Annotated in this window: 14 protein-coding genes; 3 read left to right on the top strand and 11 right to left on the bottom strand. The window is 48.9% G+C overall.

Translation table 11 applies throughout. The annotated features are described in order from the left end of the window. Position 1 precedes the first annotated feature (1 nt). The 8 genes from AAKU61_RS01925 to AAKU61_RS01890 all read right to left on the bottom strand — a co-directional run bounded on the left by AAKU61_RS01925 (position 2) and on the right by AAKU61_RS01890 (position 8,224). Positions 2–757, bottom strand: coding sequence for a response regulator (locus AAKU61_RS01925; RefSeq protein WP_354329175.1), 756 nt, complete (start codon positions 755–757; stop codon positions 2–4). Positions 758–841: 84 nt separating this feature from the next. Further along, positions 842–3,196: a sensor histidine kinase gene (locus AAKU61_RS01920; protein ID WP_354329174.1), complete on the bottom strand. Its 2,355-nt coding sequence runs from the start codon at positions 3,194–3,196 to the stop codon at positions 842–844. Then, the gene (locus AAKU61_RS01915) at positions 3,193–3,801 is read right to left on the bottom strand and encodes a DUF4390 domain-containing protein (protein ID WP_354329172.1); all 609 of its coding nucleotides are present in this window, start codon (positions 3,799–3,801) and stop codon (positions 3,193–3,195) included. Before AAKU61_RS01915 ends, AAKU61_RS01920 begins: the two co-directional genes overlap by 4 nt. Before the next feature lie 113 nt (positions 3,802–3,914). Continuing rightward, a complete protein-coding gene (gene rsmB, locus AAKU61_RS01910) occupies positions 3,915–5,639 on the bottom strand; it encodes a 16S rRNA (cytosine(967)-C(5))-methyltransferase RsmB (protein WP_354329170.1) in 1,725 nt (574 codons plus the stop codon). Between the two features lie 295 nt (positions 5,640–5,934). After that, positions 5,935–6,801 carry an alpha/beta hydrolase gene (locus tag AAKU61_RS01905; protein WP_354329168.1) on the bottom strand — a complete coding sequence of 289 codons (867 nt, stop codon included), beginning with the start codon at positions 6,799–6,801 and terminating at the stop codon, positions 5,935–5,937. A gap of 24 nt (positions 6,802–6,825) precedes the next feature. Next, positions 6,826–7,170 (bottom strand): DUF1840 domain-containing protein, encoded by a 345-nt coding sequence (locus AAKU61_RS01900; RefSeq protein WP_354329166.1) that lies wholly within the window; start codon positions 7,168–7,170, stop codon positions 6,826–6,828. A 214-nt stretch (positions 7,171–7,384) separates the two neighbouring features. After that, a complete protein-coding gene (locus tag AAKU61_RS01895; protein ID WP_322120351.1) occupies positions 7,385–7,642 on the bottom strand; it encodes a TIGR03643 family protein in 258 nt (85 codons plus the stop codon). A gap of 69 nt (positions 7,643–7,711) precedes the next feature. Further along, on the bottom strand, positions 7,712–8,224 hold the full coding sequence (locus AAKU61_RS01890; protein ID WP_354329164.1) for a hypothetical protein: 513 nt from the start codon (positions 8,222–8,224) through the stop codon (positions 7,712–7,714). A gap of 203 nt (positions 8,225–8,427) precedes the next feature. Here AAKU61_RS01890 and AAKU61_RS01885 point away from each other — a divergent pair, with 203 nt between their 5' ends. The 3 genes from AAKU61_RS01885 to AAKU61_RS01875 all read left to right on the top strand — a co-directional run bounded on the left by AAKU61_RS01885 (position 8,428) and on the right by AAKU61_RS01875 (position 10,744). Continuing rightward, the gene (locus tag AAKU61_RS01885; RefSeq protein ID WP_354329162.1) at positions 8,428–8,946 is read left to right on the top strand and encodes a hypothetical protein; all 519 of its coding nucleotides are present in this window, start codon (positions 8,428–8,430) and stop codon (positions 8,944–8,946) included. Continuing rightward, positions 8,943–9,830, top strand: a complete 888-nt coding sequence (locus tag AAKU61_RS01880) for a sensor histidine kinase (RefSeq protein WP_354329160.1) — start codon at positions 8,943–8,945, stop codon at positions 9,828–9,830. The genes AAKU61_RS01885 and AAKU61_RS01880 overlap by 4 nt, the downstream gene beginning before the upstream one ends. A gap of 74 nt (positions 9,831–9,904) precedes the next feature. Further along, a complete protein-coding gene (locus AAKU61_RS01875) occupies positions 9,905–10,744 on the top strand; it encodes a LytR/AlgR family response regulator transcription factor (protein ID WP_354329158.1) in 840 nt (279 codons plus the stop codon). Between the two features lie 314 nt (positions 10,745–11,058). On the opposite strand, the gene AAKU61_RS01870 is transcribed toward AAKU61_RS01875, so the two are convergent. The 3 genes from AAKU61_RS01870 to AAKU61_RS01860 form a co-directional block, all read right to left on the bottom strand. Beyond that, the gene (locus AAKU61_RS01870) at positions 11,059–11,670 is read right to left on the bottom strand and encodes a GNAT family N-acetyltransferase (protein ID WP_354329157.1); all 612 of its coding nucleotides are present in this window, start codon (positions 11,668–11,670) and stop codon (positions 11,059–11,061) included. Positions 11,671–12,210: 540 nt separating this feature from the next. Next, positions 12,211–12,729 carry a hypothetical protein gene (locus AAKU61_RS01865; protein WP_354329155.1) on the bottom strand — a complete coding sequence of 173 codons (519 nt, stop codon included), beginning with the start codon at positions 12,727–12,729 and terminating at the stop codon, positions 12,211–12,213. Between the two features lie 93 nt (positions 12,730–12,822). Then, positions 12,823–13,185: a hypothetical protein gene (locus tag AAKU61_RS01860; RefSeq protein ID WP_354329153.1), complete on the bottom strand. Its 363-nt coding sequence runs from the start codon at positions 13,183–13,185 to the stop codon at positions 12,823–12,825. Positions 13,186–13,410: the final 225 nt, after the last annotated feature.

Genomic DNA, 13,410 nt, shown 5'->3' with positions numbered 1-13,410 from the left:
TTTATTCGCCGCGTTTGGCGTATTTAACTGACTCCACTCCAAGTTGCTTTAATTTACGATACAGATGCGTGCGTTCTAAACCCGTTTTTTCTGCTACGCGGGTCATGCTGCCGCCTTCGCGGTTGAGATGGTATTCAAAATAAATACGCTCAAAAGCATCGCGTGCTTCTCTCAGTGGCAAATCGAAGGACAGATTGGCAAACTGATTATTCACCGCCGGTAGAGGACTTTGCGCCGTCGTAAAATTGCGCTGATCAAAATTGCTGGCGCTGGAGGCGAAGCTACTGGATGTCAGGCTATTGGAGTTACTCAAGCTATTGCTATTACCACTGTTGCCAAGAGAGTCGCCAGTTATTACACGTAAAGCGGGTGCGGCAGGACGGGCTACTTCTGGCGTGCGCGTCAGACCTTGCTGAACTGCTTTCAGCAGCTTTTGCAGGGCGATGGGCTTTTCTAAAAAGTTCAGCGCGCCAATCCGGGTGGCCTCGACCGCAGTGTCGATGGTGGCGTGACCAGACATCATGATGACGGGCATCGTCAACATACCGTCGCGTTGCCATTCTTTGAGGAGTGTGACGCCATCGGTATCTGGCATCCAGATATCCAGCAACACCAAGTCAGGGCGGGATGCCGCTCTTGCTTCGCGCGCTTGCTGGGCATTTTCTGCCAGTTGAACGACGTGTCCCTCGTCGCCTAAAATCTCCGAGAGTAGTTCCCGGATGCCCATTTCGTCATCGACGACCAATATGTTTGCCATAAATTACCCTATTAAATTCTGGTCCATTACCATGCAGTGTTCCTCTGGTGGGTTCCATCGCACATAGCAATAGTGGAAATCAAATTAAACGACATTTGAATCCGGTGCTAACTTTAACAGCAAAATCGATATTTTTGCACCGTTTGTATCGCTACGATTTTGAATATCAATTCTACCGCCATGTTCATCAATAATTTTTTTCACCATCGCCAGGCCTAAACCGGTGCCGCGTGGTTTGGAAGTGGCATATGGCTCAAAGGCGCGCGCTAAAATTTTACTAGAAAAACCGGGGCCGTTATCGATGATAGACAGCCGCACCGCAGCGCGTTCTGCCTTGTCGGCGCTGGTATAACGAACTAGCTCCGCGACCACATCAATTTGCGGGATCGCGCCTGGTTTGGCGTTGTCAGCAACCGCATCTTGCGCGTTTTGTAAAAGATTATGGATTACCTGGCGCAGCTGGGTAGCGTCACCCATGACTGAGGGAAGATTGCTGGCCAACTTGAGTTTGATCGCATCCCGCCCATCGCCAGCCATATACAAATGCAGTACTTCATCAATTAAGGCTGCCAGATTTAACGGTGTCAGCACGGCGGGCGGTGTTTTTGCGTAATCGCGGAAATCATCCACCATGCGCTTCATCGAGGTTACCTGATTGACAATCGTGGTTGTGCTTTTCTTAAGAATAGCAACATCAGCTTCGCTCAGCTTGTCTTGCAGCTTCATCTGCAAACGTTCGGCCGATAACTGGATCGGTGTCAGCGGGTTTTTGATCTCATGCGCTAGTCTTCGCGCCACTTCGCCCCAGGCGATTGAGCGCTGTGCCGAGATAATATTGCTGATGTCATCAAATACCACCACATAACCGTTACCCGAAGAGACCGGCAAATGTGAGCCGCGTGCCAATAAGGTAATGCCTTGTTCTTCGGTATTATTAGGCGCTGTGCTTTCAGTTCTGTTGGTTTGTAGTCGTGGAATTTCGATTTGCTGCTGCCAATGCTGTGCGTTCTCATCCTCGCCACCGGCGGCGGATTGTGCATGCTGCTCAGAGAATGCTTTATCGACTGCCACGGCGAAGCCGCTCATGCCTTCGATCTCGCTGATTGGCTTGCCGATGTCATGCTCTAAACTGCGTTGCAAAATCCGCTCTACTGATTCGTTACAGGTGACTAAATTGGCATGCTGATCAAGCACCATTACACCGGCGGACATGTTAGCCAATACGGATTCTAAATAGGCTTTGGCGTTTTCTAACTCGCTACGGTTTTTCTCCACTGCGGCACGCGCATCAAATAACTGCCGGGTCATCGTGTTAAACGATTGCGTCAGACTACCGAGTTCATCTGATGTTGTGATGATCGGCCGTGGTGAGAGATTACCTTCTGCTACCGCTTTGGTACCTTCGGCTAATAAAAGAAGAGGGCGCGCCAGCTCGCCGGAGATCAGAAAAGCGCTGGTGACTGCGGCAAAAATTGCCAGCAATAACGTCAGCGTGAGGGTAAAGATATACATGGTTTTCAAGCTGCCGCGTCCTAAAGAGCGGACTTGATATTCTGCCGACGCATTGCGCAGTGCTTCTGCATGCGTGGCGAGCGTGGTAGGTACGGGATGGATTAATTGCAAATAAATTGCTTCATTTTGCAAAGACAAACCACTTGTGTTGGTGCCAGTGGCGGAGTGCAGGGCAATCACGACGCGCGAACGTAACAGATCGCGTGGCTCCGCTGGCAGAACGGGGCGGCTGGCGCCGGCATTAGCGGCACTATTGTCAATAAACGAGACCGGTTCAGAATTGCCCTCAGTCGCGGCATAAGCATGCGATACCCGCGCCTGCCGTATCATCGCCGGGGTAGGCAAATCTGGCACCAGTCGCCCCATATTAGCGGAGGCGGTGGCAATAACGCGTCCTTTGCTATTAACGAGAGTGGCGTCTTGCACATCGAGCTGTTCTCGTAAGCGTCCCAACCGGATAGACAAACTCATTTCAGATGGTTCTGATAAGCGGCCGGACATATTTTGTGCTTTGGATTCCAGATCGGCTAATGAGAACTCGAGCGCACTGCGTCCCAGATTTAAGCCCGATTCAATCGCTGCTTCGACTTTGACATCAAACCAGGATTCGATAGAGCGGGTTACGAATTGCACTGATACGACGTAAATCACCGCGCCCGGCAAAATCCCTACTAACGCAAATAACATGACCAGACGCGTCATCAGGCGAGAGCCAAACTCCTTAGACCGATAGCGGCGCAACAGGCGCCACAGAAGAGTGATGACTAACACCGACAGCGCAAAAGCAATGACTGCATTCGCCCCCAGCAACCAGCCGTAATAATGCTCAAAATTGGCAGAATTTTCGGATGCAGTGGTTAAAAAGAATAGCAAGATGCTCATCAGAGCACCGCCAATAATCAGGGCATACCGGAGAAAACGTGTCACTTCTCTTCCGCCTTGAAGGTGAACTGTTTCCAGTCCGAGGCAAGCCGCCAGTCGCTATTATTTAAAGCGCTGATCAAAAACGGTTTCGGTAGCTGGCTTAGATCAAGTTTTAAACGAACTGCTACGTTGTACACTGCGCCATTCGTCAGAATGCCATGCTCTACAACGATCCAGCGCCTGGGGCGAAGTACCACGGCCATTGCTTCGCTAAGGCTGTCAAATGTTTGCTGTACGCCATTGTTGATCGTCGCAGTATATTTGAGCGTCAAAATGTTGTAGGCGATGCGGACGGTCTGCGACGAGCGTATGGTTTTTTCGTCAAACCAGTACCAACGCGGTCGGCTTAGCTCAACCTCGGTCGTAAATACCATCGGTATGCCGCGGGTGATCGCATCTTCCAGCCCGTGACTTAACTCAAAAGCAAAACCGGTAGCAATCCGGTAACCTTCTTCGGTGGTTTCCAGTTTTGCCAGGGTCACCTCAACATCGGCGGCCAAGGCCGCTGGTGCAGCTAAGGCAGTAACGCAGGCAAATGCCAGCATCAACAGCAAGTTGAACCATCCGGCCAACAGGCCGTTTAGTAAATGAATAGAGCGTCTGATCATAAAATTATGATGAGGCGAAACAAGGGTCATGATTGTCTGATAAGTATGAGTGCGGTTTTTCGCATCATAGCTTGAAAGTCGCTCTGAATTTTATTAAGTTTTAGCAATAAGTGCTAAGCGGCGGGTTTTTGAAACAAAGCGTAGAACAAACCGTCATGATCGTTGTTCTCAGCCGACGTTGTGTCTGATTCTGTTGCTTGCTCGGCGGTCTGTTCCGTTGTCTGCTCAGTTATCCGATCAGCCACAATGGCGGTCGGCAAAAGTTGACCAGGTGCATCCAGACGGATTGCGTTATGACGTTTTGCAAAAGCCGCTGCCTGCAATTCAGACTCCATTGGCCAAATAGAACAAGTGACCAACAGTAATTTGCCCTCTGGTTTCAGCATGCGCCATAGATTGTCTAAAATCCGGGCGGATAAGGTCGATAACTGTACTGCATCCACCTTGCGCCTTAACCAGCGGATATCCGGATGACGGCGCACCACGCCGGATGCGGTGCAAGGAATATCTGCCAAAATCCGGTCAAACCCTTGTTTATCCCACCAGCCAGAGCGGCTGGCATCGCCTTCTTTCACCTCTGCTGACAATTGCAAGCGCGCCAGATTTTCGTCAATCCGCCCCAAGCGTTGCGGGTCTGCATCCAAGGCTAATAAATCGACATTGGCTGTTTCCAGAATATGGCAAGACTTGCCGCCGGGAGCAGCGCAGGCATCTAGCACTCGCATACCGTCTTGTACATCCAGCAAACTTGCTGCTAATTGTGCGCCTGCATCTTGTACTGAAACCCAGCCTTGCTCAAAACCAGGGATTTGTGCCACCGGCACCGGTTTTGTCAGGCGCACTGCATACGGTCCGATTTGGATTGCCTCTATGTGTTCGCTTGCCAGCGTTTGTAGATACGCCTCAGTCGTGATCTGACGACGATTCACCCGCAGCGTCATCGGCGGATGTTGATTGCCTGTGCGCAAAATTGCTTGCCATTGATCAGGGTAAGCCGCCTTGCATTGATCAATCCACCATTGCGGGTAATTCCACAGCGCCGCTGGTTGTTTGATCACGGTAGCCAGCAAACTGTCTTGCTCACGCAGAAAACGCCGCAAAATCGCGTTGACCATGTTTTTGGCATGCGCCATGTGTGAACTGGATGCCGCCGCATTGACTGCTTGGTCGACCACCACAAAGGCTTCGTACGGCAGTTCCTGATCTTCTTCCGCCTCATTTTTGACCAGCAAGGTCAACGCACAACACAGCAATCCGTATAACAAAGCTGGTTCCGGTGCTTTGGTCGTCATCAAGGTGAGTAAGGCATCAACCCGGCCAACCTGACGCATGGTGCGATAAGAAATGTCTTGAATCGCCCCTTTAATTTGCGGCGTTGCCTTGCTTTGTGTAAACACTTTAGCCAAGGCTTGTGGCAATGCCACGCCGTCTAATACATAGGCTACTGCTTGCGCCGCCCCCACCAGACTAAATGCGAGCGAATCTGCTTTGATATCCAGATACTCGATGCCCGATGTGTCGTGTACATAAGCGTTTGGCTGCGCGCTAGGGGCGTTTGATGAGCTTGACGGGCTTAATGAGGCTGGCACTACAGGTCTGGCCGCTGCTGCATCAGTTGCCGTCGGTTTGCCGGGCCGACGCTGGTCTGTAATGCCATTAGATGACGGGGAGGATTTTGGCGCTGGTGCTAATGGTGCCGACCGTGCCGGTTGGCCGGACTTTGCATATGGCTTAGAGGTCGCTGGCCTGCCTGATTTATTGGTCTTATTGTCCTTTTGGACAGCGCCTGATGCGGCAGTTTTAGTGATCTTTAAGGTTTTTCTTGGCGGTTGTAGCATATGTGCATTCGTTTAGACAATTTTGGCTGCCAGTGTAACAGCCGCGCCAGCGTATTCGCTAAAAACGCGTTCCGGTCAGCCAGCTTTTGAGGTAAAACCGTTCGCCACTGAGAATTACAAAGGCAAGGAGAAGATCGTGAGAATAACTAATAATTCGATATCAGCCAATATCAAATATCCCAGGTTTTAATATACTCCCCCATTTTTATCTAAAAAATGACGTATCAGGCAGGTTTTATATGGACAACTAATATATACCTGATGGGAGTATTTATGTTTTGTGACTAAGCTGTTGTTAGGCTGCGATGAAATGTCGCTGCACCAGCCATGTCCGCACATCGTCAAAGACACGGGTGGCTTCCAGCTCGTTAAAAATTTCGTGATAAAAGCCGTCGTAAAAATGCGCTTGCGCAGTTTCTTCCGGTAAACGGGCAAAAAAGCGTTGGCTGCCCTCGGGGTCAACCAGATGATCATCGCCTGCCACGATCATTAGCACGGGGATTTTAAGTTGTGGCGCGTGATCATGGGCGTATTCCATCGAGGCCAGCATACTATTTAATAAGCGGGCGCTGATTTTGGAGTGCACCTGAGTATCGTTGATGTAGGCCTGAATTACCTCGGCATCATGCGACAAATACTTTGTTTTTAAACCATTAGAAACACCAAGACCAGGGAACAAGACACTGGCAACTTTGAGTAAGGCTAGCTGCATGCCAGACATCGGTAATGCCAACGCCGGGGAAGACAAAATCAATCCACGGATAGGCGCCAAACCGGCAGTCGCAAAACGCGCTGCAAACAAGCCGCCCATGCTGTGCCCTAACAATAGCGGCGGCGCAGTCAGATGTTTACTGAAATCATTAATCACCAGTCTGGCATCACGCAGCAAAGATTCTTCGTCAGAACTATCGCCACGCGCACCACCAGATGCACCATGGCCACGATGATCATAAGTACGTACCGCAAATCCCAATGCGTTAAAAAACCGCGCCACATGTGCATAGCGACCACAATGCTCGCCCAGACCATGCATGATCACAATGCCATCGTGCACCGGTTTTTTGTCATCCGTCAGAGACAATGGCCAGTCACGCACAAAGAGCGACGTACCGTCACTGGCGGACAAGCTAAACTCTAGCGTTTTATCAATATGCGATGTCATCGCTGCCTCCGGCGCGGGACTAAACTAAACGCCCCACATTACTTCTCTTTGCATTTTATGCGCTGCATGCAGCATTTCAAGCAAAGGATATGCGCGGCTGGAGAAGCTGACGGTCTCTGTTTTTTCATGCTCGTTATCATGCTGATCGTCGTGGTGGTGCGCGTCAATATCGCGTTGCAATTCTTCCGACACACTATGTGCTTTGCTGTCAGCAACCGCAGCCTCGATGACCTGGATCGCATGTTCAGTTTCTGCTGCAGTGATAATGCCTTGATCGACATTTTTATTCAGCATGTCCAATATCCGACGCGCATGTTCTTTGTACATGGTGACTTCGGTAGCGGCTTTCGATTTGAACGTGATTAACATGAATTTTCCCTATTGATAAATATGAGCTGATGCTATTTTTGATTGAATTTGGTGGAGTCTTGCAGGGCTTGCACAAAACCGCTATCGCAGCCTTGCTATAACAGTTTTCTTCATTGGCGCTGGTTGATGAATAGTTCAGTTAAGCTTCGGATTAATGATATGCCTAAAAATTAGCCTCGGCAATTCTTAACCCATTCAGCTTACCTAAGTCACATCAACGGGTACGCTGATCTTCTGAACGGAAGCGCGTCACTTCAGGATCGCGCAAGGCTAGGTGCTTGGTACTGCGCCCCGTGACCCGTTTGCGCCACATCTCAAAACTGGATCGCTTCATATATTTACGCATGACAGCGATTACGTTTTTCTCGTCCAGCCCGAATTGTACTTGGATTGCCTCAAACGGCGTCCTATCTTCCCACGCCATTTGTATGACGCGGTCGACTGTTGCGGTATCAAGTTCTGGTAATTTCATACAGTGTGAGTCTCAAAGATAAAAAGATAATGGTTTTGCGTAAGTCCGATTACTTACTTAATCAATGACTTAATTAATTTTAAATGAGGTCATAAAAGTATCAATCACATCAGGGGTGACGGCTTTTTCTCGCCCCATAATCACCGCCTGATAAACCCAAGGCCCACGTGTGATAAACCGCGCTACCAATAGTACTGGTTGACCATTTTGCAAATTGCCGTGCGCCTCAACATCAACTGAATGCTCAAGTTTGCCTGGTTTTTCGCTCACGATGGTACCGTGGATATTATTGATCATGCCATTTTTCATGGCTGCCAATACCATAGCAATTTTGCTCGCATCCTCAATTTTAGCGGTACCGATGGCAAAGCTCACGCCGTCTACGTCTGCGCCTGTCATTTCCATTTTAAACTGCGTACCCTCCAACTGCATATCGCGTGAAAAACTGGCTGGCTTGGCGGGCATTAAAACTGTGTAAGGTACATCGCTGCCACGAACCTCACGCCAATCGAATTTAGGTGAGCAAGCACACAATAAAAATGCACAAGCAAGTGCGATCAGGTGAGGGTAACGACGTGGCATTTTTGAGGATAAAAATAAAGGCATTTGTACAATCAGTTAATAAGGGAAGTTCAAATTAAGGGCAGTTCAAATGATTTGGTTAAACCGGACGCAGCTAAGATAATGTTTTTCTTATAGAAGTTCTTCTATTGTATGTTACAAGCGCCAATTAGCTATTTAGCCAGAAATAAAGCCGAAGTCCTTGTACAGATAGCATTGGGTTTTTGCCTGACTACCGTTTATCCGGCACATCGACCAATAAAACCCTTAAGTCAGCAATCGGTCGTATCGTGCTGGTGACGGTGGCTGGTCCTCAATATAGTGTGCATATCGGCAGCAATGCCTTGGGAACTTCTAACAACCAATGGAGCATGATCATGCAAGAGCAAACACAACAAACAAACTCGCAAACACAAAAACCAGAAAGCACATTCGACGCTGTTACCGCTTTATTGAGCGAATTGTGGACGACTGTCATCGATCTTGCCCGCACCGGTCTGCGCTGGCTGCGCCGCTTGCCTGCGCCGCAATTGCTCACCTTGTCGATTGCATTAGCCATCGTGCTGACCATTTTGCCTTTGGCTCTGGTGTTATTTCTTAGCTTTTTGATGATTAAGCTCTTAATTTTGGTGAGTGTCTTAGCCACCAGAAAAAGTCGTCAACGCGCCACACGTCTTGAGCATTCCCGTTCAGTAGCGGGGAGTCATCCTGATCAGGGCGATCAGAGTGGCGGTGGACAATGAAATCCAATGGAAATAATCGCATTTTGACGATCGTTTTAGACATCGTTGAAACCACAACCGTATTGTGGTGGCGGTTTTTTGATTGGCTGGCGGTGGTGTCCTGGCAGAATCTGGCCATTGTCTGCTTTGCGGTGATGATGGTCGTCGGCCCGATATTGCGGACACCTGAATTAGGCGCGTTTTTTGCCATCAGCTCGGTCGCTATCAAAGTGCTGGCAGGTGGCAAGCGTCAGGCTGATTTAAAAGCGGCCGATGCCACTACCAAGGCCAATGTCGAAGCCTTGGAGCGGCGTTTGATGGAAGCGCAGATGGCAACCTTGCAGGCACAGATTGAGCCGCATTTTTTGTTTAATACCTTAGCCTTGATTGGTCAGCTGATAGAAACCGATCCGCTACAGGCTGCACAAATCCACGCCCATCTGATTCAATATCTACGCTCGGCTTTACCGCAAATGCGTGAGCAGGGCGGTGGCAGATTAGGGCAGCAGGTCGCGCTGTCGCGGGCTTACCTCAATATTATGCAAGCCAGGATGCGTGAACGTTTACAAGTCAATTTCGATGTTCCTGTGCACTTGGCAGACGCTGCTTTCCCGTCGATGATGTTACAAACCCTGGTTGAAAATGCGATCAAACATGGTCTGGAACCGAAGACCGAAGGCGGCATAATTCATGTCAGCGCCGCTGCCGCAGGCAACTATTTGCAAGTCAATGTCAGAGATAGTGGCATTGGCTTTAACGTCCACGCCGATGATGGCATAGGTTTAAGTAATATCCGCGAGCGGCTAAAAATTCTTTATGGACAAGATGCGCAGCTGATGATTGAGGCACCGATTACCGGTGGAGCGATTGTGAGTATTCGCATACCGTATTCCGGACGTGCTTAAGTCCTATCGAATCAACAAGTGCAAAATCTTAAATTTGTAGAGTAAATTTTGACAGAATTTTTGTGAATCAAAAAATGACGAATCCAATCTCGACATCTTCGCCCCCTCTGACACCTCTCACCGCGCTCATCGTGGATGACGAACCTCCGATGCGCGATCAGTTACGCGCCAGATTGCGCGAAGTCTGGCCAGAGTTGCAGATCATCGCCGAGGCAGGCAACGGCATGGCGGCGGTCGAGCTGGCGAATTTACATCGTCCGGACATTATTTTTCTCGACATCCGCATGCCGGGACAAAGCGGGATTGAGGCCGCACGTGAACTGGTAGGGCAATCGCATATCGTATTCGTCACGGCCTACGATGAATATGCGGTGCAGGCGTTTGAACAAGGCGCTTTGGATTATTTACTCAAGCCAGTCGATGCAGACCGATTGCGCGCAACGTGCGAACGATTACAAAAGCGCTTGGCCTTGGCCGCACAAGCCACACCATCACAAGCGCCGCAAAACCCAACAAAGAATCTGGAACAAAACCAGCAGATCATGGATTTGCTGAGCCAGCTTGCGCAGCAAAAGCAAGCCAAGCGCGACTATCTGCGCTGGATACAAGCTAGCGTCGGCAGCAGTCTGCGTATGATCAGCACTCGGGAGATTTTGTTTTTTCAGTCCGACGAAAAATATACGCGGGTACAAACAGAAACCACCGAAGTGTTGATCCGAAAAACCCTCAAAGAGCTGGAGGATGAACTTGACCCGGATGAGTTCTGGCGCATCCACCGCTCGACCTTAGTACGGGTCGATGCGATTACCGAAGTGACGCGCGATTTCCGCGGACGGCAATTAATCCAACTAAAAAATCATCCAGAAAAACTAGAAGTCAGCCGCAACCATGCGCACCTTTTTCAGCAGATGTAGCGGGGACGGCTGTAACTACCCGAACTAGTTTGTTGAGGAAAAGAATCTAATTTTTAGACTGTCTACATTGATCGATATTAAGTAAAAGTACATATACTCCCCATTATTTTTTCGATAAATGCCACATTGTCCAATCAATATATGGACATAAGATAGATACTCACTTAGAGTATCTATCTTTGCCGAGGACGAAAAATTAAAGCTGAGATCGCTAACGTAGACTATGGCGGCGAATCCAGAGAATAGAAAGCTAGCAATAACTACTATCAATTTCATGCGCTGCCATGCTGGAGCAAATGCGGTTAAACCATGGGTTAAGCCAACGCATACCTTGCTTGAATTTTATCGGTTAGAGACGATTTAACCTCTAGCCACTCGTCATTCGTGATGCTGTAGAAAGCAGTATTTCTTGGCTTGCCATTGGGCTCAATTTTGTCCTTCCTTTGAATACCTTCGAAAATGGCGCCGATTTTTTCCAGAGCTTTGCGCGATCTGGTGTTATCAGCCTTTGCCCTGAACTGGACGCGATTCGCCAAAAGATGCTCAAAACAATACTGAAGCAATAGAAACTTGCACTCCAAGTTAACGCCTGTTCCCCAATATGCGGTATCAATCCAAGTGATGCCGACCTCTAGTTTTTTATCCAGCGAGTGGATTTCTAGGAGCCTCGTCGTCCCGATGATTCGCGAATCAATCAAATCAACAATCAAAAATGGATATGCTTTGCCAGCGTTACGATCACTTAATGCTGCGTTGAAGTTCGGATAAAAAATCTCTGGATTCGAGTAATCAACCGACGTTTGCTTCCAAATTTCCGGGTTGCAGGCAACTTTAAAAAGTTCGTCAAGTTGATCTGCTTCAAGAGGGCAAAGCTCCACCTTTTCACCGAGTAGATGAACGGGGTGTTGTATCCATGTGTTGGTCAAAATGATTATCCTCTGGTCTAACGTGTTTTAATTTTCATGTTGCAATGATAATCGACCGAATAAAAATAGGAAGCTCGCTTTTACCGAGCCAAGCGGGGGGGCATGGGCTTAAGCTCCTATGCACTATAACGATATAGCCATGATAAGGCTCAGGAAAAAAGCCACGCTGCGGCGAGCCCGAGTGCGCAGCCCATAGCGAGGACACCGACAATAATGGCTAATCTGTAGGGAGACCGTTCAACGCGACTGGCCCACGCATCGATTGGATCGATCAACTTCATGGGGCGGTATCGCAATAGCCACTCGACTGCTATGGCGAGGGGGATCGGCAATGCAACAAAAGCCAGCCAACCGATAAATGAAGTCGGATAGTGAGGGAACGACAGAACGATGTGGGCGGGTACCGAGATCAAACTAATGACAACGTACAAGATAGCCAAGCGGGCGAGACGCTTCAAAGGGGGTCTAACGTTTAACATGAGAGGTGTGCTTTATTGCGGCGTCTTGATTGAATGGTTAGCAACTCATTACGTGAGAGCGCTAGCCACATAGGCTGTCGATGTATTGCGAGAATGACGGGTATGCGGCGTTCGCTCGCGCAAGGACAGCCTGCGCCTTCATTGCGGCGACTTTTGAATTCATGCGCGCAAATTCAGTGAATTGAGGATTGGGCTTAGGATCTAGCTCTGGATATGCAATAGCTTCAAGGGGTCCAATACCGTCCGCTAGAAGCCACAGGTACTCGTCTAGGTTTGTAGCGACAATACCTCGGTCTCCCTCGGACCCAAGGAAAACTACGGGTTGTTCTTCGAGTACCGTTTCTGAAAGTGTGAACCACAGTGCCACGTAGCCGCCGGTTCCGTCTTGTCCAAATACGCGAAACTGAGATCCATCGACCGTTGAATTACCAGTCCATGTTTTGAACCAATTCAAGGTCTCCTCAGAAGATAAGAACGATTGATAGGGCTCAAAGTCTATTCCTTCGCCATCGTTATAGTCGAACGCCAACTCGTGGAGTTTCGCCAGTATGGTCGGAAGGGTTGTGCTCCATATGTTCATACTGACTCCGTGCAAGGTTCACGCTGTATAACGCATGGGTGAGTGGATGACCGCGTACGAAATTTAAAATACTGAACCGCATCACGGTCGGTCCTATCGACTACCTTTTATGCGGTCAAGATCGGCTCTGATAGTGTCGCGCCGGGCGAATGTTATGAACTCATTTTCTTTCGGATTCGCTTCCCAGAATTGGATGATAGCTACCGGAAGTAGTTCGCGTGGGACTTGAATCTCAAGAGGAACGCTCCAAGTCGAAAAACTTGGATCACCAAATCCGATGAGACAACCGCCTTTCACTAAACCTTCTATCACTTTTTCCAATGTTTTCTTATCAGGCGCTACTCGCAAACCTCCAAAGCTACCATTCTGAATATTCCAAAGAAAGACGAGGTCACTACTCGCTTCTTCAAGCAAGTTTTCAATCCAACTTTCGATGTGCGCAGGCGTGTGGGTCATGAGGGATAACGTGACTTAATTTTTATTTTGTAATGATACCCGACAGAATAAGGACAGGATGCTTGTTCTACATCTCATGAAACCCTCATGAACGTGAGCTGTACTTGGTTGTGCCGATTAAATACCCAGTGAAACCAAATACCTTAAGCCAATCCCACGCTCTTGATGTATGGTTTCTGGCGCAAGCAAACAAATCCGCCAAGATAAGATGAAATGCTTGGCAGG

The sequence above is a fragment of the Undibacterium sp. GrIS 1.2 genome (assembly GCF_040544435.1).
In the GTDB taxonomy this organism is placed as follows: Bacteria; Pseudomonadota; Gammaproteobacteria; order Burkholderiales; family Burkholderiaceae_D; genus Undibacterium.
This window is presented reverse-complemented; position numbering and strand designations above follow the sequence as displayed.

Bases quoted from the DNA above. Each gene is read 5' to 3' on its own strand.
- AAKU61_RS01925 (WP_354329175.1), bottom strand. From the start codon at position 757: ATGGCAAACATATTGGTCGTCGATGACGAAATGGGCATCCGGGAACTA.
- AAKU61_RS01915 (WP_354329172.1), bottom strand. From the start codon at position 3,801: ATGATCAGACGCTCTATTCATTTACTAAACGGCCTGTTGGCCGGATGG.
- rsmB (WP_354329170.1), bottom strand. From the start codon at position 5,639: ATGCTACAACCGCCAAGAAAAACCTTAAAGATCACTAAAACTGCCGCA.
- AAKU61_RS01905 (WP_354329168.1), bottom strand. From the start codon at position 6,801: ATGACATCGCATATTGATAAAACGCTAGAGTTTAGCTTGTCCGCCAGT.
- AAKU61_RS01900 (WP_354329166.1), bottom strand. From the start codon at position 7,170: ATGTTAATCACGTTCAAATCGAAAGCCGCTACCGAAGTCACCATGTAC.
- AAKU61_RS01895 (WP_322120351.1), bottom strand. From the start codon at position 7,642: ATGAAATTACCAGAACTTGATACCGCAACAGTCGACCGCGTCATACAA.
- AAKU61_RS01890 (WP_354329164.1), bottom strand. From the start codon at position 8,224: ATGCCACGTCGTTACCCTCACCTGATCGCACTTGCTTGTGCATTTTTA.
- AAKU61_RS01880 (WP_354329160.1), top strand. From the start codon at position 8,943: ATGAAATCCAATGGAAATAATCGCATTTTGACGATCGTTTTAGACATC.
- AAKU61_RS01875 (WP_354329158.1), top strand. From the start codon at position 9,905: ATGACGAATCCAATCTCGACATCTTCGCCCCCTCTGACACCTCTCACC.
- AAKU61_RS01865 (WP_354329155.1), bottom strand. From the start codon at position 12,729: ATGAACATATGGAGCACAACCCTTCCGACCATACTGGCGAAACTCCAC.
- AAKU61_RS01860 (WP_354329153.1), bottom strand. From the start codon at position 13,185: ATGACCCACACGCCTGCGCACATCGAAAGTTGGATTGAAAACTTGCTT.